The organism is Microbacterium sp. EST19A, assembly GCF_019969685.1.
GTDB lineage: Bacteria > Actinomycetota > Actinomycetes > Actinomycetales > Microbacteriaceae > Microbacterium.
The window spans coordinates 23,226-47,495 of the sequence record NZ_JAHXYZ010000005.1 but is presented as its reverse complement, the minus strand read 5'-3'; the positions used below and the strand labels follow the sequence as shown (position 1 = coordinate 47,495).

Below are 24,270 nucleotides of genomic sequence, written 5' to 3'. Positions count from 1 at the left end.
CCTAGCGGGTGCGAGCGTTCATGGAGGCGGGGCGTGTCACGTCGACGAGGTCGGCGTGAGACCGGCGAGCTGCGAGCTGAGCCATGAGGACTGCGACTGCAGCTTCGAGAGCTGCACCTCCAGCTGCGAGTACGTGCGCTCGAGGGTGGCCCTGCGCTGCTCGAGACGGATGTCCCACCGCTCCACCTGGGTCTTCAGGGTCTTGACCTCGGACTCCTGACCGGTGATCCGCTGCGTCAGCAGTCCGTCGTACTTGTCGGAGTACTTGTCCGAGACCTCCTCCAGCCGCCCGGCGAGGCCGGAGAACACGGCCTGCGTCTTCTCCGGGTCATCGGCCAGCGCCTTCGCGAACTTCTCGGCGTCGAACGACAGCACGCCCTTGTCGCTGATCGAGACGCCGATCGTCGACGGCGAGACGCCGTCGACCGGGTACTGCACCGCGTCGGCCAGAGCCGTGCGGAGGTTGCGCACCGTGCTGTCGCCGGTGAACACGCCGAGTGTAGTCTTCTCCCCCACGGCTCCGACCGTGGCCTTCGAGCCGTTGTCGATGCGGACGAGCAGTGCGGCGATCTCCTTGACGAAGGTCTCGGCCTTCGCGGTCTGCGCCTTGGCGTCGAGCGCGACGGAGACCACGACCGGGTCGGCACTCGCCTTCGTGACGGTGACGTCGATGTCCTCGCCGATGCTGATCGTGTTGCTCGCGCTGGTCAGGGTCTGCTCGGCTGCGGTGCCGGCGAAGAGGCGGATGCTGGCGTCGGAGCCCTGCGTGAGGATCGCGGCTCCGGCTTCCGTGGCGACGTCGGGGGCGGTGCCGGCAGCGACGTCCGCAGCCGTGCCGCGGTGCAGCGTGAACGCACCGGCCTGGCCGGTATCGACCGCGGTGAGCTGGACGCGCGAGAGCGGCTTGCCGTCGGCATCCGTTCCCGCGGGGACGACGGTGGCCGTGACGCCCGCCTTGGCGGCGTTGATGGCCTTGGCCAGATCCTGCGGGCTGGAGCCGATCGGCGTGATCGACTTCTGCGTACCGTCGGACGCGACGAGCGTGAAGTCCCCGCCCCAGGCCTCGGCGCCGGCGGCCGCCGTGATGACGGAGTGCGCCGATGCGACGGCGTCGACCACGACGCTCGTCGAGAAGGCGCTGGCCTTAGCACCGGCGACGACGGTCACGCTCTCCGACGACGCGGTCGCGGTGAAAGCGGCCAACGACGTCGCAGCGGCCGCGGTCTTCGCCTTCGTGACGAGGTCCTGCAGCGTCTTGTTCAGCGACTGCAGGTTGGTGATGATCGCGCCGCGATCGGTGATCTTGTTCGTGATCAGCTTCTTCGGGATCGCCGCGACGTCCATCAGCGCGGTGATGAGCTCGTCGGTCTTGAGCCCGGATACCAGTCCGTCGAGTTTCATCCTCAGCTGCCTTCTGTGCGGTCTGTCTGTGCGATGCGGGTCGAGATGGTCTACAGGAAGGCGCCCGGGCGGAGGTGACCCCGCCCGGGCGCCGAGCGCGCCTCAGGCGCAGCGGCTCAACGGAGCAGCTGCAGCACGCCCTGGCCCGACTGGTTCGCCTGCGCGAGCATGGCGGTGCCGGCCTGCTGCAGGATGTTCGCAGCGGTGTACTTGACCATCTCGGCCGCCATGTCGGTGTCGGCGATACGGCTCTTGGCCGCCGACAGGTTCTCGGCCGACACCTGCAGCGAGTTGATCGTCGACTCGAAGCGGTTCTGGACCGCACCGAGGTCGGCGCGAGCCGAGGAGACGCTCTTGATCGCCGTGTCGACCGTGGTGATGGTCGCAGCCGCCAGCGTGGGGGTCGCGAATCCATCGGTGGTGACGATGGCGGTCTTGAGGTCGGCCGCGAGCGTCTTGATGTCGGCGGAACCGAGGTTCACCGAGATCTGGCTCGAGGCGGCGCCGTCGGCACCGACCTGGAAGCTCAGCACGCCGTCGCTCGCGGCACCGGCCGAAGCATCCAGCAGCTTGATGCCGTTGAAGTTCGTGGTGTCGGAGATGCGCGTGAGCTCGTCGACCAGCTGAGTCACCTCGGTGGTGATGGCCTTGCGGGAATCGACGTTGTTGGAGTCGGATCCTGCCTGGACCGCGAGGTCGCGGACGCGCTGCAGAATGGAGTGGACCTCGGTCAGCGCGCCTTCCGCGGTCTGGATCACCGAGATGCCGTCCTGAGCGTTGCGTGCTGCGACGTTCAGGCCGTTGACCTGTGAACGCAGGCCCTCGGAGATGGCCAGGCCGGCGGCGTCGTCGGCTGCGCGGTTGATGCGCAGGCCGCTCGAGAGCTTCTCGAGCGACTTCGAGACGTCGTTCTGGTTGGCGGACAGGTTGCGGTACGAGTTGAGCGCACTGACGTTGGTTGCGATCTGAAGACCCATGAGTATCCTCCGTGGTTATGGGACTGGAATGCGGGCCCATCCGTGGGCCTGCACAACCGACATTCGCGACAGGTGCGGTGCCGCGTAACCAGGGGTCCTGAGGAAAATCAGAGTGCGGGGAGCAGATCGCCGGTCCGCACGGTCGGGGCCTCCGACGCCGGCCCGAACAGGGCGCCGAAGAAGTCCGCCTTCGCGCTGGTGGAGCGATCGCCGGTCGTGCCGTCCTCCCACGCCTCCATGGCCTCGCGCATCAGCGCGAGGCCGCGCGTGCGCAATTTCGAGACGTACGCGTGGCTGACCTCGAGCTCCTCGGCGATGTCCTTGACCATGCGGTCGTCGACGTAGATTCCGCGGATGACCCGACGCATCGCGATCGGAAGCGCATCCAGCACACGCACGAGCATCATCCGCGTCTCGTTCTGCTCGACCGCGTGCTCCGGCAGGATGATGGTGTCGGTGAGGTCGGCCGCCTGTCGACCGGACTCGAGATCGAAGTGCTCCTCGAAACTGGTGGCGGTTCGCACCATCGCGTCGAGCTGCTGCATCTCCGCGACCGAGGCCGCATCGATCCCCGACTCCTTCGACAGCTCTGCGACCGTGGCAGGGCGACCGGTGCGGGCGAGCACGGCATCCGCCGCGGCGCGGATCAGCTCGATCTTGTCCCGCCCGCGCTCCCCTGCCGGGTCGGCCTTGCGCATCTCCGACAGCATCGCCCAGTTGATCTGCGTGCGCGCGAAGGCACCGAACGGGATGCCGCGCTCCGGCTCGTACGTCAAGGCGGCCCGGGCGAGCCCCCATCGCGCGGCGGACATCAGATCGTCGAGGTCGACATGCTCCGCCGTGCGCGCCTTCTCCAACGCGAGGAACGTCGCCAGCGCCATGTTCTCGCGGGCAAGTCGCTCGGGGGTGACGGGCGCTTCTGCAGGTACGCCGGAATCAGCAGAAAGGTCAGAATGACGCAGCAATGTGACTCCGTGGCTCGCTTATCTCATTTATGAGGAAGCTAGCAGGTTTCACACGTTTACAAGTAAAAAATGAGGGTACGGTTTGGCAACAGTGAGATCGCGAAGTTCACGCTGGATCAGAAACGCTCGTTCGGGCATCGCCTCCCGTGGGTTTTCGATCCGCGCTGAGTCGGGTGATCACACCGCGGAGGAGACTGCCTCCGCGGCCGTGGCGTGAGTGAAGCGGAATCCGGACTTGTCCAGCACGGTGGGCCGCACGTCGGCGTCGGTGAGGAGGAGCGAATCGGCCGCGGCGCCCAGAGCGAGTCGCAATGCCCAGGCGGGAGCAGGGAGCCAGAAGGGGCGGTTCATCGCGCGGGCGAGTGCGCGGCCGATGTCGTTCGCCGAGGCGGGTGTCGGTCCGGTGAAGTTCACGGGCCCGGCGATCTTCTGATCGATGACGTGGCGGATGCCGCGCACCTCGTCCTCGAGCGACATCCAGGGCCAGATCTGCGTGCCCTTGCCGAGCGGCCCTGCGAGCCCGAAACGGGTCAGCTGGATCATCGGCTTGAGGACGCCTTGCCGGTGGATCACCGGGGCGGTCCGCAGCAGAGCGACCCTGGTGTGGTCCTCGGCCCGGCGTGCCTCGGCCTCCCATTGGACGCAGAGCTCGGCAAGGAAGGTCTGCCCGGCTGGCGAATCCTCGGTGAGTCGCTCGCCGGGGGCGGATCCGTAGTAGCCCACAGCGGATGCCGAGATGAATGCGGGAGCGTCTTGACGCAGTGCCCGCAGCGCGGTCGTGATCGTTCGTGTGCCCTTGAGTCGGGAATCGATCAGCTCGGTCTTGTACCGGGGCGTCCAGGGCAACCGTCCGACGCTCGCGCCCCCGAGCGCGACGATCGCCTCAGCCCCGTCGAGCACTCCAGGGTCGAGGTCGCGCTCTCCCGGCGCCCACTGCCGCTCCGAGGGGTTCGCGGGCGGCCGACGCACCAGAGCGGTCACCTCGATGCCGTCCGATCGCAGCGACGACGTCAGCGCGCTGCCGATCAGTCCGGATGCTCCGCTGATGACGATGCGTCGCGCCATGGTCGCTCCTGGGTTCAGTGGCTGTGCTGTGACGATCCGCTCACGGTGTGAGTGGTGTCCACACTAACCGCGTGAACCGGCGTCGGAATCACCCCTTCGGCGGGCCGTATGAGAGTCGGTCGAAGATGAGCACGCTGTCGCTGATCCTGCCGTCGCGCACCGTGAAGTACTCGGCGGCCGGTGCGGTGGATGTCGCGGCGGTCTGCGGATAGTAGAACAGGGCGACGCGGTCGCCGTCGGAGAACTCGGTGATGTCGCCGATGCCCGTCAGCGTCGGGGCGAAACCGGCGATGTATCGGCCGTATGCCTCCTTGCCCTGCAGGTCGACCCCGGGGGCGCGACACGTGATGTCGTCCGCGACGTAGGTCATGGCCCGTTCCACGTCGCCGCTGGTCCAGGCCCGGTGATAGCTCTGGACGATGTCGTAAGCGGTATCCATGTTCTTCCCCTTGCTGTGCAGTGGACGGTGGTTGTTCAGTCGTCGAGCGGACGCCAGTCGTCGGCTCCGAGATCGACGCCTGCGCCGACAGCTGCGAGACGCGGCAGGAAGTGCGCCCAGCCGTGGGCGTGACCGCGGACCTCGAGCTCAGGAAGGTCGGAGTGGATCAGCTCGACGCGCGTGCCGGTGCTCGTCGGAGTGAGCGTGAACTCCACTCGCGACGCACCCGCCGGGAGGGTCTCGCTCCCCGCCATGCCCCACGACACGACGACGCGACGCGGGTGCTCAACGTGCAGGTACTCGCCGCGGATGGCGTGTCCGGCGATGTCGACGGCGAACCGCCCGCCGGGCGTCGGATCGAGCTCAGCATATTGCCCCATCCAGGCCGTCATCCCCTCTGCCGTGACGAGGTAGTCGAACACGGTCTCGGGCGCGGCCTCGATCTCGATCGCGTCGCGGAACTCAGCCACGGCCGTCGCCTTCGCGCGCTTCTATGACGGCCTTGAGCGTGGCCAGCCTGCCGGGCCAGAAGTCATCGAGATAGGAGCGCACGGCCGAGAGACCGTCGGTGCTCACCGCGAACAGGTGCCGTGTCCCCTCCCGCGCGCTGACCGCGAGTCCCGCGTTCCGCAGCACGCCGAGATGGTGCGAGGTTGTCTGCTGAGAGAGGCCCGCCGCCTCGGCGATCTCCCCGACGGGCAGCGCGGTCGAACGGATAAGTCGCAGGATCGCGCGCCGGTTCCCGTCGGCCAGGGCGCGCAGTGCGAGGTCGAGATCGTCTGCTGCTTCCGCACCCATGCGAGATCCTCTCCGTCGGCGTGGAGAACATAACACAAATGGACGTTTGTACTCAAGAGTTTTGGTGGAGTTGGCCAGATGGGGCGACAGCACGCATCGCGGCACAGACGAGGCCGCGGGGATCGAGAGGAGGTGGGCCCTGCCGGGATCGAACCGACGACATCCACGGTGTAAATGCGGACCGTTCGCATCAACCCTGATTTCCCGCGTTTCTACGGTTGCAGATCTTGCACGCTCGGACTGACTGACCGTCCCAGGGGGACGCCGGGGGCCCGTCGGTTTGCTATCTCTAGCCAGCGTTGACCGCCCTCACTAGCTTTAGAGCATGACGATGTATGAATCGAGCGCGTATCCGGTATGGCCCGTCCACGAGCAGACTTTGGTCTTCGACGTGACCCACAACAGACAGGTCTGCGCTTTCGATGAGCGTGTGCTCTTGCCTGTGGGAGCAACGATTGAGTTGTACGACGAAGACAAGAACGCTCATGGAACAGCAACAGTGGTGAGAGTTCGTATGCTCAACGGAAGTGGCAAAGGCAGGAATCAGATTTGCCTCGACGTCGAGACCGACGACCGTTGGTGGGACGCTCACCCCGTGCGCGGGGTCTGAGCGAGAACGGCAGACGCTACATCTTCGGATCTTCGACGGACCACGGGCCATAGATGCCGACACGAGACGCGGCGTAGCGGTTCACGAGTCCCGCGAGGACCACCCCGCTGGCTACGGCAGTAAGGCCGAGGACGAGCCCCCACAGAGTCTGTCCGGCGACAAAGAGGGAGACGCTAGCCGCCAGCACGTTCACCGCCAATGCGATCAGGTAGGCGAAGGTGAACTCGCGACGGCTACCGCCCTCTGTCAGGTTCAAGATGCCGACCCGAGGCGGATTGATCGCCTGGCCGGTTCTGTACTCGTGAGCAACCCTGTAGCGCTCAGCAAGCATTCGAATGGCCATCCGCATGGGGTTGGCCGTGATGACGAAGGAGAGGAAAACAGCGAGCACAACACCCCACACGGATGCGTCACCCTTGGCCATCCCGAACGCTTGCACAGGACCAAAGAGCATCAGGGCCACTAGGACGATGAAACGCCAACCAGGCACGTGAACACCCGCTACCAACTGCGCAGTCGTGTCCGTAAGCATCCCTGCCAGGGTGTCGCGGCGCGCTGTGTTCGTCTCCGACGCCATGGCCTCACGCAGCCACTTCTCCCGGCGAGCGAGAAGAGCTGGCCTAGTCCATTGGCTCACGGCGACGATGAGGCCGACCGCAGACACGATCACAGCGAGAGCCCGAGAGCCAAGATCCAGCGCCTCGCTCAGGTTGGTCACGTCCACGCGGTCAGCCTAGTGGCCTCCATCGCCCAGGCCCGTCTGCGTGACATGCTCCAATCGAGCCCGAGTCGCGAGCGCGACACGACTGGGCCGATGAAACATACGCGGCCATTGCGACGAGCGCTGTTCGCACGGCTAGCGCGTATGCCTGTTAGCAACTCTGTGGACAGATTAGCGCGTATGCAGCATTAAAGAATCCCAGGTTAGCGCGTATATCCGTTGCCGATCTCCGAGCCCAGGGCATCCATGTGAAGGCTCTGGCCGATGGCGTGGACTCAACCACGGACATGGGCGAGGCGATGATGGGATTCCTCGCGATCATGGCTCAGATGGAGCGCCGGTTCATCCAGCGCCGCACCAAGGCCGGTCTGGCGGAGGCCAAGGCGCAGGGGCGCGTGGGCGGGCGTCCGCGGGCTCTGGATAGCAAGAAAGCAGCTCTCGCCGTGCGGCTCTCGGATGAGGGCGAGAAGGTGTCTGAGATCGCGAAGACGCTGAACGTTAACGTTCCTACGATCTACCGCTACATCGCCGCAGCGAAGTAGCTCTACAGCGCGGCAGCAGTCTTGCGCGCTGCACGCGCTTCGACGGCCCGCAGGCTGGCGTGCCGGGCGCGCTCGCGCCGAGCGTCACGATCCTTCTCGCTCGCCTTGGCCTTGTTTGCTTCCTCTGCCAGTGCGATGGAGTACGAGACATCGGTTCGAATCGCCGCGTCTGCTTCACGCCAGAGCAACCGCAGACGCGCGTGCCGTCGCCGCTCAGAGTCCGTCTCGAACTCACCTGAGGCGATCATGGCATCAAGGTCGGCGGGGGCGCTCATGCTCCAAGGCTACGCCTCCATTTAGCTCAGAAGACCGGCGTGTCGGGCGTCCAGTCAGCAACCATTGCCGTTGTCACCTTCTCGTCAGCGCCCGGCACCAGACGAATTCGTTCGCCTGGTTGCACCGCATCCAAGTTCTGTCCCTCAAACAGACGCACCGAGTGTCGCATCGTCACGAGAGGATGGTCGATCTTGTATGAGTCGTCACCAAGCTGGAACACAGGCTCCTCCACGTAGACGGGCATGAATTCGCCACCGACGAGCTCTCCGATCTGCTCGATGAAAGCAGGGATCTCAGACGCATCGCCCGGCGCGTAGATCGAGACCTCGCGCCAACGCCAAACATGCGCCTCTCCCCCGTAGATCGATGCGTAACGCAGTAGTAGGCCGAATTGGCTGTCGGTGATGCTGGACATGTCCGGCATCGTCAGGGCCGCGCTTGTGCGTCTCTGGAGGGACGACAAGGCCTCAGCTATCGGTACGACAGTGCCTTCTAACGCGCTCGGCAGGACTGTCCCGTTCGCCTTGAACAACGGTGCGGTCTGATTGATCTCCACAGAGATCACGTCATCTTCTGCCATTTGGAGTAGCACGCGGGACTCCGCAAGCACCGACTCAGGGTCCTTGCCATGCAGTTGCCCGATTTCGGCATTGACCTGCATGCCCTCGTCACCCTTGATCCGAATTTCAAATCGGATGATCGCCTCAGGCGTCTCTGTGACGAGCCTCATCCAGCCGGTCGTAGCTCCGGTAGTACGGATTCGAGGGGTCAGGCGGAGTCGGAACCGAGTGTCACCAGAAGCAGTCAGGCAACGGAGGTAGAGCGGCGGTGGATCAGCTCGCTTGACCTGCGCGAACGACAGTCGAGACTCGCGCTCATCGTTGTTGTCGGACGGGTCAGGGAGTGGACCGCCAACCATCCGCGCCTGTCCGCGGACATTGCTGAACGGTGTACCCCATTCCGCCCATTCCTGAATAGCCAAAGCACCTTCAGACCCTGGTTCTTCCAGAAAGGTCACGTCCCACGACACCGGGTCCACCGTGGTCGAATCGGCGGAACGCGGGACGACAGATTGGTACTTCCACCTGCCGTCGCCGAGGTACTCCATCCGATGGAAGATCGCTGGATCGGATAGGCCGGGGGGCATGGGCGGGCCGTCGCCGCTCACCGTCAGCGTGCCGTGCTCGATCCGGTAGTTGTCGTCTAACTGATCCCGGAGTTCGTTCAGCGCGTCCTGTCTCGTCTCGATGGCGCTCAGCATCGAGATGGAATCGGCGCGCTCTACCGGCGAGGAGGCGATCATTGCCTTCTGGTTGACGAACTGCTCCAACGCGCCGTCCCCGTAGGTAAAGCGATGCATAGTGGCCTGGTGCCGGTCACCCAACCCGCTCAGATAGGCGTCTCCGTCCCAGGTACACGCAAAGTCTGCCCCGCCCGTCAGGTCCCGGAAGTCACGCAGCCGCTCTTCGGTGGGCGTCCACGGAGTGACAAGGTGGTACTCCAGGACTGCTGGTTGTTCCGCCCCGACGTGTTCTTCGTTAAAGCGGAGCCACGAATTCTTCACTTGTCGGAACTGGCCGCTCGACAACGCCGTCGTGAAGCCCTTCACCTGCCAAACGATTACGCCCCCTGTGGTCTCCCGGACTATGTCGATCCCTCCATCGCCTTGCGACGGGTTTACCTGCCGAGCATCGGCGTACTCCAGGCGAAGCAGGGTGGCCACGAGCGATTCGATTGACTCACCACTGCGGTGAGATATGAGCGGCCAGTCGTAGGTCGGCATCGACGTCCTTTCCCAGGTTGCACCACAGACTATCTCCCACCGCGATCCCCCTCCTGGTACGCTTCCAGTACGTTTCGAGTACGAGAGGATCAGTAATGGTCGATCACAACGACATGACGCCCTCCGAGTTCAAGGCTTGGGAGAACCGCGTGCGACGACGTTTTGCAGTGCAGGGTCTCACGCTCTCGCGCTCGCGCTCGCGACTGCCCGTGGCAACTGACTACGGCCTCTACAACGCCATCGACGCAACCAGCAGCATGAGCCTTAGCCACGGGTACACCTTGACGCCGGAGGACGTGGAGCGATGGGCCGAGGGCCAAGTCCCCCGAGCAAAGTGAGCGAACCGTGTTTGTCAGGGTGTACGAACGGTCCCCCGTCCGCGTATCACGGTTAAACAGCCGGATACCCACGGAGGCGGACATGCGAACACTTCTCAGCAGCAAGGAGGTAGCAGCCTTGCTGGGTGTCTCTGAGCCCACGCTTTCGCGATGGCGCAGCTCCGGTGACGGACCTCCGGTCCTCGTCGTCAAGGGCATCTTTCGGTACCGACCTGAGTCGGTCGAACAGTGGGTCAAGGAGAACGAACGGTGACAATCTCAAAGGTGATGCGCAAGGACGGAACCTTCCGGTTCCGAGTTCGAGTGAAGAGCGGTCGCAATGTCGTGGCGGACCGCACGTTCGACAGGAAGCCGGAAGCCGTGCTGTGGGAGGCATCACAGAAGCGGGCGCTGTACCTGGGCGAGTTCGTAGATCCCAAAGCCGGGAAAGAGTTGCTAGGCGCGGCTATGGACCGTTGGCGCTCCGATCGAGAGGGCACGGTCGGAACGAAGACGTTCAACGACACCGAACGCCCCGCCCTGGGACATGTGAAACCGCTCCGCAACCGTCCGATCAGCGCTGTGACGGCCAAGGACATGGAAGCGCTGTACGGGACGCTTCTACGCACGCTCAGCCGCGACACAGTCGTGCGATACCGGCAGGTCTACAGCTCGTTCTTTTCGTGGGCCGTGGCGACGAAGCTCGTCAGCAAGAACGCAGCCATCGAGTCGCAGGTACCCAAGGGGACGTCGCACAGGCCCAAGCGCGAGATCTTCCCATTCACCCTCGCCGAGCTACGGGCCGTCCACACCGATATGCTCACCCACACAAACGAGACGAACGCCAACATCGTGCTCGTGCTGGGCCTCACGGGCTTGCGCTGAGGCGAGCTGGCAGCTCTCCGTGTTCGAGACGTGCAGCAGCTCCCGTACCCCGCTCTACGCGTGAGCCGCTCGAAATCGGACGGCCAGTCGGTGCGCACAGTCACCAAGGGCGGCAAGGCCCGAACAGTGCCGCTCGCGGACGACGTCGCCGCGATCGTCCTGCCTCGCATCCGTGGCCTGCGGCCCGACGCGCTCGTCTTCCCGAACACAGTGGGCGCAGCCCGCACAGGTCGAAACTGGACCCGTGATAGCCACTGGGCTGACGTCAACCTGGGCCGTCGTGTCCACGATCTCCGGCACACTGCCGCCACCATCTGGTTGCAGAACGGCGTGGACCTGAAGACCGTGCAGGCATGGTTGGGGCACTCGTCGGCCAAACTCACCGCCGACCTCTACGCCCATTACATGGGGTCCGATGCCGACACGGCGGCACTGGCCCGTATGAACGCGGTTCTGGGGGACGCCCTGGGGACGCGAGGGCGTAAGGTCCGGAGGGCTGAGAACAGGACCTGAGCCCTTCTCCCGCATGATTCCGCGGCTAGATCAAGGTGGGCCCTGCCGGGATCGAACCGACGACATCCACGGTGTAAACGTGGCGCTCTACCAGCTGAGCTAAAGGCCCTGGTGTTCTCAGTCTATCGGGCACCCGTTGCGCGACCGTGTCGTGGAAGAGGGATAGGCTGAACCCGGCGCGCGTTGTGTACAGCCGACAAGGCTGCCCGCGTCGCTTCCCGTTTCCTTGGCATGACCTGCCAGCTTGACGAAAGGTTCGCTCCGTGACCGTGCACGACCAGGATCCGTATTCCCAGGGCCCCCAGGACAGCGATCCGGAAGAGACCGGCGAGTGGCAGCAGTCGCTCGATGAGCTGGTGGACGCGAAGGGCCACGGCCGCGGTCGCGAGATCATGCTCAGCCTGCTCAAGCGCTCCAAGGAGCTGCACCTGGGCGTGCCGATGGTCCCGACGACGGACTACATCAACACCATCGCCCCCGAGAACGAGCCCGAGTTTCCCGGCGACGAAGAGGTCGAGCGCCGCTACCGCGCCTGGATCCGCTGGAACGCGGCCATCACGGTGCACCGTGCGCAGCGCCCCGGCATCGGCGTCGGCGGTCACATCTCGACCTACGCGTCCTCTGCCGCGCTCTATGAGGTGGGCTTCAACCACTTCTTCAAGGGTGCCGACAACGCCGGCGGCGCCGACCAGATCTTCATCCAGGGCCACGCCTCCCCCGGGACCTACGCGCGCTCCTTCCTCGAAGGCCGCCTGACCGAGGACCAGCTCGACGGATTCCGCCAGGAGAAGTCGCACGCCCCCAACGGCATCCCGTCCTACCCGCACCCGCGCCTCATGCCCGAGTACTGGCAGTTCCCGACGGTCTCGATGGGTCTCGGCCCGATCAACGCCATCTACCAGGCGATGTCGAACAAGTACCTCGAGAACCGCGGCATCAAGGACACCTCCGCCTCGCACGTCTGGGCCTTCCTCGGCGACGGCGAGATGGACGAGGTCGAGAGCCGCGGCCAGCTGCAGGTCGCCGCCAATGAAGGTCTCGACAACCTCACGTTCATCGTCAACTGCAACCTGCAGCGCCTCGACGGTCCGGTGCGCGGCAACGGCAAGATCGTGCAGGAGCTCGAGTCGTTCTTCCGCGGTGCGGGCTGGAACGTCATCAAGGTCGTCTGGGGTCGCGAGTGGGACGACCTGCTCGCCCGCGACACCGAGGGCGCACTGCTCAACCTCATGAACGTCACCCCCGACGGTGACTACCAGACGTACAAGGCCGAGTCGGGTGCGTACATCCGCGAGCACTTCTTCGGTCGCGACGAGCGTGCCGCAGCTCTCGTCAAGGACTACTCCGACGACGACATCTGGAACCTCAAGCGCGGTGGCCACGACTACCGCAAGGTCTACGCCGCGTTCAAGGCCGCGACCGAGCACAAGGGCAAGCCCACCGTCATCCTCGCGAAGACCGTCAAGGGCTACGGCCTCGGTCCGCACTTCGAGGGCCGCAACGCGACCCACCAGATGAAGAAGATGACGCTGGACAACCTCAAGACGTTCCGCGACGCGATGCACATCCCGATCACGGATGCGCAGCTCGAGGAGAACCCGTACCTGCCCCCGTACTACAACCCGGGACCCCAGGACGAGACGATCCAGTACATGCTCGAGCGCCGCCAGGCTCTCGGAGGCTTCCTGCCCGAGCGGCGCACGACCCACGTCGGCCTCTCCCTGCCGGACGACGCCGCGTACGCGCTGCCCAAGAAGGGCTCCGGCACGCAGGAGATCGCCACGACCATGGCGTTCGTCCGCCTGCTCAAGGACCTGCTGCGCTCGAAGGACTTCGGTCACCGCATCGTGCCGATCATCCCCGACGAGGCGCGCACCTTCGGCATGGACGCGTACTTCCCGACGGCGAAGATCTACAACCCGAACGGCCAGCACTACACGTCGGTCGACCGGGAGCTGCTCCTCGCCTACAAGGAGAGCCCGCAGGGCCAGATCGTGCACGTCGGCATCAACGAGGCGGGCGCCCTCGCGGCGTTCACCGCGGCCGGCACGGCGTACGCCACGCACGGCGAGCCGCTCATCCCGATCTACCTCTTCTACTCGATGTTCGGCTTCCAGCGCACGGGTGACGCGCAGTGGGCGGCCGGCGACCAGATGGCCCGAGGCTTCATCATCGGCGCCACGGCAGGACGCACCACCCTCACGGGTGAGGGCCTCCAGCACGCCGACGGACACTCGCACCTGCTCGCCGCGACCAACCCCGCGACGGTCTCGTACGACCCGGCCTACGGCTACGAGATCGCGCACATCATGCGCTCCGGTCTCGAGCGCATGTACGGCGGCGACCACGAGGACCCGAACGTCATGTACTACCTCACGGTGTACAACGAGCCGATGGTGATGCCCGCCGAGCCGGAGAACGTCGACGTCGACGGCATTGTCCGCGGCATCCACCGTGTCTCCGTCGGCGAAGGCGAAGGCCCTCGGGCTCAGCTGTTCGCATCGGGCGTCGGACTCCCCTGGGCCCTCGAGGCGCAGGAGCTGCTGAAGAACGACTGGGGCGTGATCGCCGACGTCTGGTCGGTCACCTCGTGGACCGAGCTGCGCCGCGACGGCCTCGCCGCCGACGAGCACAACTTCCTGTACCCGGAGGAGGAGCCGCGCACGGCCTACCTCACCCAGAAGCTGCAGGGCGCCGAAGGTCCGGTCGTCGCGGTCAGCGACTTCATGCACGCGGTGCAGGACCAGATCCGCCCGTGGGTTCCGAACCGCTTCGCCACGCTCGGCGCCGACGGCTTCGGTTTCTCGGACACCCGTGCCGCCGCCCGTCGCTTCTTCAAGATCGACGGACCGTCGATGGTCGTGCGCACGCTGCAGTCGCTCGCCGAGGAAGGCACCGTCGACCGCTCGCTCGCCGCGCAGGCCATCCAGAAGTACAGCCTGCACGATGTGAACGCCGGCACCAGCGGCAACGCGGGCGGGGAGAGCTGAGCCCTCGGTGACAGCTTCGTCTTCCCGCGACATGGACAAGGTCGCGACCCTCACCTGGCTGCGCCGGATCTCCGGTGACATCGCCTCGGTGACGATCAAGCGCCTGGAAGACACGCTCCCCTGGTACGCCGACATGCCACCGGCCCGCCGCTCTGCGGTCGGGCTGGTGGCGCAGGCGGGCATCACCTCGTTCATCCAGTGGTACGAGGATCCGACCTCGACGCCGTGGATCGCCGCCGACATCTTCGCGGCCGCTCCTCGTGAGCTGCTGCGGAGCGTCAGCCTCCAGCAGACGCTGCAGCTGATCCGCGTGACGGTCGAGGTCACCGAGGAACGCGTCGCCGGACGCGGCAACGATCTCCGCGAGGCGATCCTGCTGTACTCGCGCGACGTGGCCTTCGCCGCCGCCGACGTGTATGCACGGGCGGCGGAAGCGCGCGGGCTGTGGGATGCGCGTCTCGAGGCCCTCGTCGTCGACTCGATCCTCACGGGTGAGGCCGACGAAGAGCTCCCCAGCCGCATCGCGGCCCTCGGCTGGCACGGTCACGGCGAGGTCGCGGTCCTGGTGGGCACGACTCCCCCGCAGTTCGACGTCGATCTCGTCCGCCGTACGGCTCGCAAGCTCGCCGTCGACGTTCTCATCGGCGTGCAGGGCTCGCGGCTGGTCCTCGTGCTCGGCCGCGCCCGCGTCGAGGGCCAGGAGGGCGAGGAGGACGAACTCGGCTTCCTGGAGATCGCGACGCGACTCGAGCCGTCCTTCGGCCCGGGCTACGTCGTGCTCGGACCGGCGGTCGCCGCGCTCGTCGACGCGAGCCAGAGTGCCCGCGCGGCCCTGGCCGGTTTCGCGGTCGCGCGCGCCTGGCGGAGCGCCCCGCGCCCCGTCGAGGCCGACGATCTGCTGCCGGAGCGTGCACTCGCCGGTGATCCGCTCGCGAAGCAGACGCTCATCGAGCGCATCTTCCGCCCGCTGCAGGCACACTCCACCGACCTCGTGACGACGCTCTGGAGCTATCTCGACAACGGCCGCTCGCTCGAGGCGACCGCCCGCGAGCTCTTCGTTCACCCGAACACCGTGCGCTATCGGCTCAAGCGTGTGAGCGAGGTCATCGGCTGGGATGCCACCGGACCCCGCGAGGCCCTGATCCTGCAGACGGCGCTCATCCTCGGCTCCATCGGGGTGGCTGATCAGGCGCGTCGTCGCCCGACACTCCGCCGCACCCCGCGCTGACGCCGGCGGATCGCCGGAACTGTGCGCCACACACAAGGGATCTTCGGAATCTTGTGATGGATCATCCACCGCTTCGCGCGAATCGTTGGCAGACTGAGGATGTGATTGTCGTCGTATGCCCTGGACAGGGCTCGCAGACCCCCGGTTTCCTCGCACCCTGGCTCGAGCTCGACGGGGTGGCCGAGCGCCTCGCCGCGTACTCCGAGGCGGCGGAGGTGGATCTTCGCGAACACGGGACCGTGTCGGATGCCGACACCATCCGTGACACGCGCATCGCGCAGCCCCTCATCGTCGCGGCCTCGCTGATCGCCGGCGACGCCCTGACGGAGCGCGCAGGCCGTCGACCCGATGGAACCGCCGGCCACTCGGTGGGCGAGATCGCCGCACTCGTCGGCAGCGGCGTGATCGACGCCGAGACCGGCATGCGCCTGGTCGGCATCCGCGGACGGGCGATGGCGGATGCCGCGGCGCAGACGCCGACCGGCATGAGCGCGGTCATCGGCGGTGACGAGGCCACGATCCTCGAGCGGCTCACCGAACTCGGCCTCTCCCCCGCGAACTACAACGGCGGCGGCCAGCTCGTGGTCGCGGGCGAGCTCCCCGGCCTCGACGCTCTCGCGTCCGAACCGGTCAAGGGCACGCGGGTGATCCCGCTCCAGGTCGCCGGAGCCTTCCACACCGAGTACATGGCTTCGGCCGTGGCCGCCCTGCGCGACGCCGTCGCCGCCGTGACGCCCGCGGATCCCTCCCTCACCCTGTGGACGAACCGTGACGGTTCGGTCGTCGACAGCGGGGCCACGGCGCTGTCGTACCTCGTCGACCAGGTGTCGTCGCCGGTGCGGTGGGACCTCTGCATGAACTCCTTCGCCGACGGCGGCATCACGGGCCTGATCGAGCTCGCCCCGGCAGGTGCCCTCACAGGCCTCGCCAAGCGCGGACTCCGCGGTGTTCCGACGGTCGCCGTCAAGACCCCTGATGACCTCGATGCGGCCGTCGCGCTGCTGAACGGAGAAGCCGCATGAGCATCATCCTCGCCCAGACCGCCGGTCCCGCATACACGCGCATCTATTCCTTCGGCGCCGCGCGCGGCGAGAACGCCGTCCCTAACGAGGATCTGATCGGGCCGATCGACTCCAGCGACGAGTGGATCCGCCAGCGCACCGGCATCATCACCCGCGCCCGTGCCGACAAGGGCACCGACGCGATCGACCTCGCCACCACCGCAGCGGCCGAAGCCATCGAGAAGTCCGGCATCTCCGCCGACCAGGTCGATCTGGTGATCGTCGCCACGATCAGCAACCCGAAGCAGTCGCCGTCCGTCTCGGCGATCGTCGCCGACCGCGTCGGCGCCAACCCTGCGGCGGCCTATGACATCAACGCGGCCTGCGCGGGCTACGCCTACGCGGTCGCCCAGGCCGACGCGCTGATCAAGGCCGGAGCCGCCCGCTACGCCCTGGTGATCGGCACCGAGAAGCTGTCCGACATCGTCGACCCCGCCGACCGCAGCATCTCCTTCCTCCTCGGAGACGGCGCCGGAGCTGCCCTGATCGGCCCGAGCGACACGCCCGGCATCGCGCCGGCCGTGTGGGGCTCCGACGGTTCGAAGGCCGAGGCCGTGGGCATGAACGGCACTCTCACGGAGTTCCGCGACGGCGAGGTGCCGTGGCCGACGCTCCGGCAGGAGGGACAGACGGTCTTCCGCTGGGCCGTCTGGGAGATGGCGAAGGTCGCCCGCGAGGCGCTCGACAAGGCCGGCGTCGAGCCGACCGACATCGCCGCCTTCATCCCGCACCAGGCGAACATGCGCATCATCGACGAGTTCGCCAAGCAGCTGAAGCTGCCCGAGTCCACGGTGATCGCCCGCGACATCGAGACGACCGGAAACACCTCGGCCGCCTCCATCCCGCTCGCCAGCCACCGGCTGATGGCCGAGCACCCCGAGCTGTCGGGCGGTCTCGCCCTGCAGATCGGCTTCGGCGCGGGCCTCGTCTTCGCCGCACAGGTCGTCGTCCTCCCCTGAGATCGCGCCACCTTCCCTAGACTGTTCCACGGTTCCGAATACAACCCGTTAGAAAGAGGAAGACCACATGGCTTTCACCAACGATGAGGTCCTCGCTGGCCTCGCAGAGCTCATCACCGACGAGACCGGCATCAACGCCTCCGAGGTCGCCCTCGAGAAGTCGTTCACCGACGACCTCGACATCGACTCGATCTCGATGATGACGATCGTCGTCAACGCCGAGGAGAAGTTCGGCGTCACCATCCCCGACGACGAGGTCAAGAACCTCAAGACCGTCGGCGACGCCGTCAGCTTCATCGTCGCGGGCCAGGAGTAATCCCGACTGGATGCCACCCCCGCACCTGCGGGGCGTGGCATCCTCTGCCTTGCCCGAATTCGCTCAGCACCCGCTCGACAAGGAACCACACCATGACCAAGCGCATCGTCGTCACCGGCATCGGCGCCACGTCCGCCATCGGCGGGACCGCACCCGAGAACTGGACCAACCTGCTCGCAGGCGTGTCCGGAACCCGGACCCTCGAGCACGACTGGGTGAAGCAGTACGAGCTGCCCGTCACCTTCGCGGCCGAGGCGATCGTCCGGCCCGAGGAGGTCCTGCCTCGTCATGAGGCGAAGCGCCTCGACCCGTCTTCGCAGTTCGCACTGATCGCCGCGCGCGAAGCCTGGGCTGACGCCGGCTCCCCGGAGGTCGACCCCGAGCGTCTCGGCATCGACTTCGCCACCGGCATCGGCGGGCTGTGGACGCTGCTCGACGCCTGGGACACCCTGCGCGAGAAGGGTCCGCGTCGCGTCATGCCGCTGACCGTCCCGATGCTCATGCCGAACGCGGCAGCGGGCAACCTCTCCCTGCAGTTCCACGCCCGCGCCTACGCCCAGACCGTGGTGAGCGCGTGCGCGTCGAGCACGGAGTCCATCATCCACGCCTTCCACCACCTGCAGGACGGCGATGCCGACATCGTGATCGCCGGCGGCACGGAATCCGCGATCCACCCGATCACCATGGCGTCGTTCGCCTCGGCGCAGGCCCTGTCGCGCCGCAACGACGACCCCGCGCACGCCTCCCGGCCCGGCGCCATCGACCGCGACGGCTTCGTCATGGGCGAGGGCGCCGCCGCCCTGATCCTCGAGACCGAAGAGCACGCGAAGGCGCGCGGCGCGAAGATCTACGGCTACGTGCTGGGCGGCAGCGTGACGGCGGACGCGTACCACATCACCGGGAACGACCCCGAGGGCACCGGTGCGGCGCGCGCGGTCACGCAGGCCCTCGCCGAGGCCGGCGTCACCGCCGACCAGGTCACGCACATCAACGCGCACGCGACGTCGACCCCGGTCGGCGACCCGAACGAGTATGTCGCGCTCAAGAAGGTCTTCGGCGACCGGATCGACGAGATCCCGGTCTCGGCGACGAAGGCGTCCACCGGGCACCTGCTCGGCGGCACCGGCGCGCTCGAAGCGATCTTCTCGCTGCTCGCGCTGCGCGACCGCGTCGCACCGCCGACGATCAACATGACCGAGCCCGACCCGGCCGTGCCGTTCCGCCTGTCCGGCGAGGCGACTCCGCTCGGCGACGGACCGCAGATCGCGATCAGCAACTCCTTCGGCTTCGGCGGCCACAACGCGGTCGCCGTGTTCGCCGGCGTCGACGACTGACCGGCGTCGCAGACGAGGACCCCGCCCCCTTCTCGGGGCGGGGTCCTCGTCATGTGAAGCGGGGATACGTCTTCTCAGCGTCCGGGACGAATCACCGGCATCCGATACTCACGCCTCCCCCGCTCCAGGTCTTTCGGCGGCGTCAGCCGACCTTGTGGAGCCAGACGACGCGCGCGTCGTCGCTGGCGTGGCGGAACGGCTCCAGCTCCTCGTCCCAGGCCGAGCCGAGCGCGATGTCCAGCTCGCGCTGCAGCTCGACCGCGCTTCCCGCGGAGATCTCCATCGCATAGCGGATGCGATCCTCGCCGATGACGATGTTGCCCGCGGCATCCGTCTGCGCGTAGTGGATCCCGAGATCAGGGGTGTGCAGCCAGCGGCCGCCGTCGCTGCGGGGAGTCGGATCCTCGGTGACCTCGAAGCGGAGGTGCTCCCAGCCGCGGATCGCGGTCGCCAGAGCAGCGCCCGTGCCGACAGGTCCGTCCCAGTAGAACTCGGCGCGGCGGGCACCGTCGAGCACAGGCTGCTCGGTCCAGTCGAAATTCACCGCGCGCCCGATAGCGCGACCGACCGCCCACTCCAGGTGGGGGCAGAGCGCGCGAGGCGCAGAGTGGATGAACACCACTCCACGTGCGTAAGCCGTCGCCATGATCTCTCCGTTTCATCAGGTGCGTCTTCCCCAACGACCTGAAACCCACGAGAGTGGCGAGAATATGCGGTTATGGGCCCATTCTCGCCCAGTCGGCCCGAAATCACAAGCATGTAGTTCGGGTACGGGAAAGCCCCGGCCACCTCGACCGGGGCTTTCCGTGCTGCGACGGCGTCAGCGAGCGCGAGAACCGGGCTTACGCCTCGCTCATCGCCTGCTTGACCTGCTGGCCCTTGGCCGCGTAGTAGGCGGCGCGAGCGGCATCCTTGCGGGCCTGCTCGGCGTAACCGAGCTCGAGTGTCTCCTGGTCGACCTCGTAGTTCGGAACGTCGTCGGTGCCGTTGTACTTCTCGATGTACGCGTCGAGCTCCGGACCCGAGGTCCACGACGTGATGAGGCAGTAGCGCGGCTCGTCGCCGTTGTGCGTGGCGGCGTGCCAGAGGCGCTGCGTGTCGACGATGAGCTGTGCGCCCGCGGGAAGGGCGATGCGGTACTCGATGCTGGGGTCGGTGCGGTTCTCCCGCAGGACGAAGTAGCTGTCCTTGTCATCCGTCAGATTGAAGAACCCGCGTACCACCCAGCCGGTGCCGTCGGGGTTCAGACGGTTGTTGTCGTCCTGGTGGAGGTTGTAGAGGCATTCGCCGTACGGAGTGGGCTGCAGCTCGATGACGCGGCAGCGTCCGACGTTCGCACCCGGCTCCTGCGCGCGACGCGTCAGGTTCGGGGCCTTCTCGGTCTGCGAGTCGATCCAGACGCCGTCCTTGTCGGTGCGCGGCGGCTTGTGGTTCCAGAAACCGTTGCACTCGATGTCACCGAAGGCGCTCGCGAGCGGGGCGAACCGCGTGTCGCCCGACGACTTCCAGTCGTTGTACTCGATGTCGAGCCATTCCTTGGGGTCGAGCTCCTGGTTGTAGCTGTCGAGGACGACGAATCCCTTTTCCTCGAGCGCCTTTGACTTGATGTATCCCATGATCTGAGTCAGATCCTCTCATCGGGGGCCAGCACGTTTTAACAGGCCCTGATAAGGCAAGCCTAACAGCGACCGCCTGGCGCTCCTCGGAGGGCGGCCGTGCATAACCGAATAGACTGAGCGGGGCGTCCGGCGAGTCCTCGGCGCCCGGCGCTACGGGAGGACGAGACACCAGCATGAGCACCGCGACCAACGTCGAGGCGACAGCAGTCAACACGATCGAATGGCTCGCGGCAGGAACGACGACCATCGTGGTTCCGGTGTATCAGCGGCAGTATCGATGGGATATCGGCGGCTGCGAGCGGCTGCTCTCCGACGTCCGTGCGGTGGCCGGCCAGGACGACGCGCATCGCCACTTCATCGGATCCATCCTCTCCGCCGAAGACGGATCGGAGCCGGGCTCCGACCTCATCCTCATCGACGGTCAGCAGCGGATCACGACCCTGATGCTCCTCGTCGCGGCCCTCCACCACGCCGTCCGCGACACCGATGCGACCATGGCGGCCGAGCTCGAGCGTGTACTGGTCCGCCGGGATGCGCCGGGTCGCACGAAGCTGCGCCCCCATGCTGCGTGGGCGGAGCTCTACGAGTCCGTCGTGCTGGACCGCCGCGACGACACCGACCGCGAATCGCGCTTCGACGACAACTACGCGTTCTTCCGCAGTCAGATCCACGTCGAGGAAGCGCCGCGCATCTGGCGCGGGCTGCAGAAGCTCGAGCATGTGTCGATCACGCTCGGCGCCCAGGCGAACGCGCAGCAGATCTTCGAGAGCCTCAACTCGACGGGCGAACCGCTGCGCGACGACGAGCTGATCCACAACTACATCCTCATGGGACTCACCCACGCCGAGCAGCTCGACGTCGAGGCACGGTTCTGGCTGCCGATCGAGCGGCACACCGGTGAGGCGATCGGCGCGTTCTGGCGGCACTACCTGGTGATGACGACGGGGCGCGAACTGGCGGCGAACGGCGAGCACGGGGTCTACAGCGCGTTCCGTCGTTCGTTCCCCCGCGTCGATGTCGCGCAGCTGCAGGCGGATGCCGAGAACTGGCGGCACTTCGCCGAGATCTACGGCATCCTCCTCGATCCCGCCCAGGAGCAGGACCCCGAGATCGCCCGGCAGCTGGGATACGTCAACACGTTCGGCCGCTCCACGTATCCGCTCGTCATGAGCGCGTACAGCGATCACGCCCGCGGCCTCATCTCGCGCGACGAACTGATCGAGACGCTGGAGTGGATCCAGGCGATGCACCTCCGCCGCACGCTGGTGAATCTGCCAGGTGAGCGGCTCATCGCCCGGCTGTGCCGCGCGCGCACCGGAGGTCGCGATGCCCTCGCCCGGGCATTCGCCCGGATCACACCGTCCGACGAGCGGGTCAGCGCCGTGCTCAAGTACAGCGAGCTCCCCCATGCGGCCTACGTGCTCGGCCGACTCGAGGGCGTCGACGACGTCGACGGATACGATGTCGAGCACATCGTCCCGTCGGTTCCGGGTGATGCCTGGTCGGGCGACGGACTGCGCCCGTGGAGCGAGTACTCCGAGGACGAGCAGAACAGCCACCGAGCCCTCGCCCCGACTCTCGGCAACCTCACCCTCCTCGAGCAGCCCCTGACCGAACGCGTCTTCGGGGCGTCGTTCCCGGTCAAGCGCGACGAGGCGTATCTCCGCAGCGACGTACCCGCCACGCAGGCCCTCGGCCACACCGAGGCGTGGGGCACGGCGGCGATCACGCAGCGAACGGTCGCGCTCACCACCGAGCTCGTGCGCATCTGGGCCCGCCCCGCGCTGCCCGAGATCGACGACGACGGTCTCACCCCGATCCTCGACGCCGTGCGCCGTCGCGGATGGCCGGCCGGGTGGGAGCGCGAGTTCGACTACGTCGAGTACCGCGGAGAGCGGTGGGAGGTCCCCGACGTCAAGTACCTCTTCAATCGGGTGTTCCGTCGCGCGTGGACCGACACCAGGGCCGCCGCCCTCGCGTACTGCGCGAGTCACGGCGGGCCGATCTACGACGAGATGGCCTGGAAGGGACAGTGGGACGAGCTCGACGACTCGCACTTCCTCTACATGGGCTGGGACTCGAACTACATGATGACCGCCGTGCAGGGCGTGCTGGAGGAGTCCGGCATCGCCTCGGAGGTCTTCGTCAAGTACTCCTACATCGGAAACGTGATGTGATGACCACTGCTGCGACCGTCACCCGCCGACTGCTCGATCTGACCGTCGAGGAGCACACCCTCACCGTTCCGCTCGTCTGGGACGACCCGACGGACCACCGCACGATCGACGTGTTCGCCGCGGTCGTGTCGCGCGAGGGCGGCGAGACCCTTCCGTTCCTGGTCTTCCTGCAGGGCGGACCCGGTCACGAGGCGCCGCGTCCGTTCCACTCCCCCGCCTCACCGGCCTGGCTCGACGAGGCGCTCGCGCACTATCGCGTGGTGCTGCTGGATCAGCGCGGCACCGGTCGATCGACCCCGGTCGGCGACGACGATCTCGCGCAGGGAGCCTCGGCGGTCGCCGAGTACCTCACGCACCTGCGGGCCGACGCGATCGTGCGGGACTGCGAAGCGCTCCGCGAGCACCTGGGAGCGGCGACCTGGAGCGTGCTCGGTCAGTCCTTCGGCGGCTTCACCACGCTGGCGTACCTGTCCACGGACCCCGGATCGCTGGACGACGTGTACTTCACCGGAGGCCTGAGCGCCGTCGGCCGCCACCCCGACGACGTGTACGCGCTCTGCTACGACAAGATGCGCGCGGCGTCCGAGCGGTACTACCGGCACTTCCCGGAGCACCGCGACGCGATGCGTCGTCTCGTCGACCGAGCGGATGCCGGCGACATCGTGCTGCCCGACGGCGAGGTCGTCTCCCGCTCGCGACTCCGCTCGCTGGGGTCGGCACTCGGCACGAATGACGGCTGGCAGACCGTGTGGTCGCTCCTGGAGCGCGATCCGCGGTCGAACGCCTTCCGGTACGACCTGATGCATGCGATGCCCTACGACGGCCGCAATCCGATGTACTTCGCGTTCCACGAGTCGAGCTACGCCGACGGCGACGCGACCCGCTGGTCGGCCGAGCGCACGGAGCCCGAGGACTTCCGCACCGACCCGACCCTGTTCACCGGAGAGCACATCCGCCGCGAGTGGACGGAGACCGTCCCGGCCTTCCAGCCCTGGCGCGATGTCGCGCTCGAACTGGCCGCTTTCGAATGGTCCCGCATCTACGACGCGGAGGCCATCGCGGCGTCCGGAGCGACCGGGGCCGCCGCGGTCTATGCGAACGATGTCTATGTGCCGATGGAGTTCTCCCTGGAGACCGCGCGCCTGCTCCCCGGCGTCGATCTGTGGGTCACGAGCGAGCACGAGCACAACGGGCTCAGGTCCGGCCCGGTGCTCACACACCTGATCGATCTCGCGCAGGGACGACGCGTCCGCTGAGAAGAAGTCCACCCAGAGGAGGATGACGCCCGAGTTCC

Annotated in this window: 26 protein-coding genes and 1 tRNA gene; 14 read left to right on the top strand and 13 right to left on the bottom strand. The window is 66.8% G+C overall.

All coding sequences use genetic code 11. From position 1 onward, the window contains the following. Nucleotides 1–36 precede the first annotated feature (36 nt). From fliD to LC452_RS20495, 7 genes are all read right to left on the bottom strand, one after another. On the bottom strand, nt 37–1,401 hold the full coding sequence (gene fliD, locus LC452_RS20525; RefSeq protein ID WP_223628664.1) for a flagellar filament capping protein FliD: 1,365 nt from the start codon (nt 1,399–1,401) through the stop codon (nt 37–39). 116 nt (nt 1,402–1,517) lie between these two features. Next, nucleotides 1,518–2,378 (bottom strand): flagellin, encoded by an 861-nt coding sequence (locus LC452_RS20520; RefSeq protein WP_223628662.1) that lies wholly within the window; start codon nt 2,376–2,378, stop codon nt 1,518–1,520. 107 nt (nt 2,379–2,485) lie between these two features. Beyond that, a complete protein-coding gene (locus tag LC452_RS20515) occupies nt 2,486–3,259 on the bottom strand; it encodes a sigma-70 family RNA polymerase sigma factor (protein ID WP_223628661.1) in 774 nt (257 codons plus the stop codon). A gap of 261 nt (nt 3,260–3,520) precedes the next feature. Further along, entirely contained in the window at nt 3,521–4,408 is an 888-nt protein-coding gene (locus tag LC452_RS20510; RefSeq protein ID WP_223628659.1) for a TIGR01777 family oxidoreductase, read from the bottom strand. 88 nt (nt 4,409–4,496) lie between these two features. After that, the gene (locus tag LC452_RS20505) at nt 4,497–4,847 is read right to left on the bottom strand and encodes a nuclear transport factor 2 family protein (protein ID WP_223628658.1); all 351 of its coding nucleotides are present in this window, start codon (nt 4,845–4,847) and stop codon (nt 4,497–4,499) included. Nucleotides 4,848–4,882: 35 nt separating this feature from the next. After that, nucleotides 4,883–5,317, bottom strand: a complete 435-nt coding sequence (locus LC452_RS20500; RefSeq protein WP_223628657.1) for an SRPBCC domain-containing protein — start codon at nt 5,315–5,317, stop codon at nt 4,883–4,885. Continuing rightward, nucleotides 5,310–5,645 carry a helix-turn-helix transcriptional regulator gene (locus LC452_RS20495; protein WP_223628656.1) on the bottom strand — a complete coding sequence of 112 codons (336 nt, stop codon included), beginning with the start codon at nt 5,643–5,645 and terminating at the stop codon, nt 5,310–5,312. Before LC452_RS20495 ends, LC452_RS20500 begins: the two co-directional genes overlap by 8 nt. Nucleotides 5,646–5,970: 325 nt before the next feature. Between LC452_RS20495 and LC452_RS20490 the strand changes: the two genes are divergently transcribed. Next, on the top strand, nt 5,971–6,255 hold the full coding sequence (locus LC452_RS20490; protein WP_223628654.1) for a hypothetical protein: 285 nt from the start codon (nt 5,971–5,973) through the stop codon (nt 6,253–6,255). Between the two features lie 16 nt (nt 6,256–6,271). On the opposite strand, the gene LC452_RS20485 is transcribed toward LC452_RS20490, so the two are convergent. Beyond that, nucleotides 6,272–6,979, bottom strand: coding sequence for a hypothetical protein (locus tag LC452_RS20485; protein ID WP_223628653.1), 708 nt, complete (start codon nt 6,977–6,979; stop codon nt 6,272–6,274). A 167-nt stretch (nt 6,980–7,146) separates the two neighbouring features. Here LC452_RS20485 and LC452_RS22155 point away from each other — a divergent pair, with 167 nt between their 5' ends. Further along, nucleotides 7,147–7,518: a recombinase family protein gene (locus LC452_RS22155; RefSeq protein ID WP_308116492.1), complete on the top strand. Its 372-nt coding sequence runs from the start codon at nt 7,147–7,149 to the stop codon at nt 7,516–7,518. Between the two features lie 2 nt (nt 7,519–7,520). Here LC452_RS22155 and LC452_RS20475 read toward each other — a convergent pair whose 3' ends face one another. Then, nucleotides 7,521–7,793, bottom strand: a complete 273-nt coding sequence (locus LC452_RS20475) for a hypothetical protein (protein WP_223628652.1) — start codon at nt 7,791–7,793, stop codon at nt 7,521–7,523. Between the two features lie 26 nt (nt 7,794–7,819). After that, nucleotides 7,820–9,577 carry a hypothetical protein gene (locus tag LC452_RS20470; RefSeq protein ID WP_223628651.1) on the bottom strand — a complete coding sequence of 586 codons (1,758 nt, stop codon included), beginning with the start codon at nt 9,575–9,577 and terminating at the stop codon, nt 7,820–7,822. 95 nt (nt 9,578–9,672) lie between these two features. Here LC452_RS20470 and LC452_RS20465 point away from each other — a divergent pair, with 95 nt between their 5' ends. The 4 genes from LC452_RS20465 to LC452_RS20450 all read left to right on the top strand — a co-directional run bounded on the left by LC452_RS20465 (nt 9,673) and on the right by LC452_RS20450 (nt 11,292). Continuing rightward, a complete protein-coding gene (locus LC452_RS20465) occupies nt 9,673–9,915 on the top strand; it encodes a hypothetical protein (RefSeq protein WP_223628650.1) in 243 nt (80 codons plus the stop codon). Between the two features lie 82 nt (nt 9,916–9,997). Continuing rightward, nucleotides 9,998–10,168 carry a helix-turn-helix domain-containing protein gene (locus LC452_RS20460; protein ID WP_223628649.1) on the top strand — a complete coding sequence of 57 codons (171 nt, stop codon included), beginning with the start codon at nt 9,998–10,000 and terminating at the stop codon, nt 10,166–10,168. Then, on the top strand, nt 10,165–10,779 hold the full coding sequence (locus LC452_RS20455; RefSeq protein WP_223628647.1) for a hypothetical protein: 615 nt from the start codon (nt 10,165–10,167) through the stop codon (nt 10,777–10,779). The genes LC452_RS20460 and LC452_RS20455 overlap by 4 nt, the downstream gene beginning before the upstream one ends. 60 nt (nt 10,780–10,839) lie before the next feature. Continuing rightward, nucleotides 10,840–11,292 carry a tyrosine-type recombinase/integrase gene (locus LC452_RS20450; protein ID WP_308116490.1) on the top strand — a complete coding sequence of 151 codons (453 nt, stop codon included), beginning with the start codon at nt 10,840–10,842 and terminating at the stop codon, nt 11,290–11,292. Between the two features lie 36 nt (nt 11,293–11,328). Here LC452_RS20450 and LC452_RS20445 read toward each other — a convergent pair. Beyond that, nucleotides 11,329–11,401: transfer RNA gene (locus LC452_RS20445), tRNA-Val, on the bottom strand. A 154-nt stretch (nt 11,402–11,555) separates the two neighbouring features. Here LC452_RS20445 and aceE point away from each other — a divergent pair. The 6 genes from aceE to LC452_RS20415 all read left to right on the top strand — a co-directional run bounded on the left by aceE (nt 11,556) and on the right by LC452_RS20415 (nt 19,180). Then, a complete protein-coding gene (aceE, locus tag LC452_RS20440) occupies nt 11,556–14,282 on the top strand; it encodes a pyruvate dehydrogenase (acetyl-transferring), homodimeric type (RefSeq protein WP_223628645.1) in 2,727 nt (908 codons plus the stop codon). Between the two features lie 31 nt (nt 14,283–14,313). Next, entirely contained in the window at nt 14,314–15,510 is a 1,197-nt protein-coding gene (locus tag LC452_RS20435) for a CdaR family transcriptional regulator (protein WP_223628850.1), read from the top strand. Between the two features lie 101 nt (nt 15,511–15,611). Then, nucleotides 15,612–16,532 carry an ACP S-malonyltransferase gene (locus tag LC452_RS20430; protein ID WP_223628644.1) on the top strand — a complete coding sequence of 307 codons (921 nt, stop codon included), beginning with the start codon at nt 15,612–15,614 and terminating at the stop codon, nt 16,530–16,532. After that, nucleotides 16,529–17,530, top strand: a complete 1,002-nt coding sequence (locus LC452_RS20425; protein WP_223628643.1) for a beta-ketoacyl-ACP synthase III — start codon at nt 16,529–16,531, stop codon at nt 17,528–17,530. The genes LC452_RS20430 and LC452_RS20425 overlap by 4 nt, the downstream gene beginning before the upstream one ends. A 67-nt stretch (nt 17,531–17,597) precedes the next feature. After that, a complete protein-coding gene (locus LC452_RS20420; protein WP_017830435.1) occupies nt 17,598–17,846 on the top strand; it encodes an acyl carrier protein in 249 nt (82 codons plus the stop codon). A gap of 92 nt (nt 17,847–17,938) precedes the next feature. Next, the gene (locus LC452_RS20415; protein WP_223628641.1) at nt 17,939–19,180 is read left to right on the top strand and encodes a beta-ketoacyl synthase; all 1,242 of its coding nucleotides are present in this window, start codon (nt 17,939–17,941) and stop codon (nt 19,178–19,180) included. Nucleotides 19,181–19,322: 142 nt separating this feature from the next. On the opposite strand, the gene LC452_RS20410 is transcribed toward LC452_RS20415, so the two are convergent. Further along, nucleotides 19,323–19,826: a DUF3145 domain-containing protein gene (locus LC452_RS20410; protein WP_136056344.1), complete on the bottom strand. Its 504-nt coding sequence runs from the start codon at nt 19,824–19,826 to the stop codon at nt 19,323–19,325. A 196-nt stretch (nt 19,827–20,022) separates the two neighbouring features. Then, the gene (locus LC452_RS20405) at nt 20,023–20,796 is read right to left on the bottom strand and encodes a hypothetical protein (RefSeq protein WP_223628640.1); all 774 of its coding nucleotides are present in this window, start codon (nt 20,794–20,796) and stop codon (nt 20,023–20,025) included. A 176-nt stretch (nt 20,797–20,972) separates the two neighbouring features. Between LC452_RS20405 and LC452_RS20400 the strand changes: the two genes are divergently transcribed. Continuing rightward, nucleotides 20,973–22,976, top strand: a complete 2,004-nt coding sequence (locus LC452_RS20400; RefSeq protein WP_223628638.1) for a DUF262 domain-containing protein — start codon at nt 20,973–20,975, stop codon at nt 22,974–22,976. Beyond that, nucleotides 22,976–24,232 (top strand): alpha/beta fold hydrolase, encoded by a 1,257-nt coding sequence (locus LC452_RS20395; protein ID WP_223628634.1) that lies wholly within the window; start codon nt 22,976–22,978, stop codon nt 24,230–24,232. Before LC452_RS20400 ends, LC452_RS20395 begins: the two co-directional genes overlap by 1 nt. The last annotated feature ends 38 nt before the right edge of the window (nt 24,233–24,270 follow it).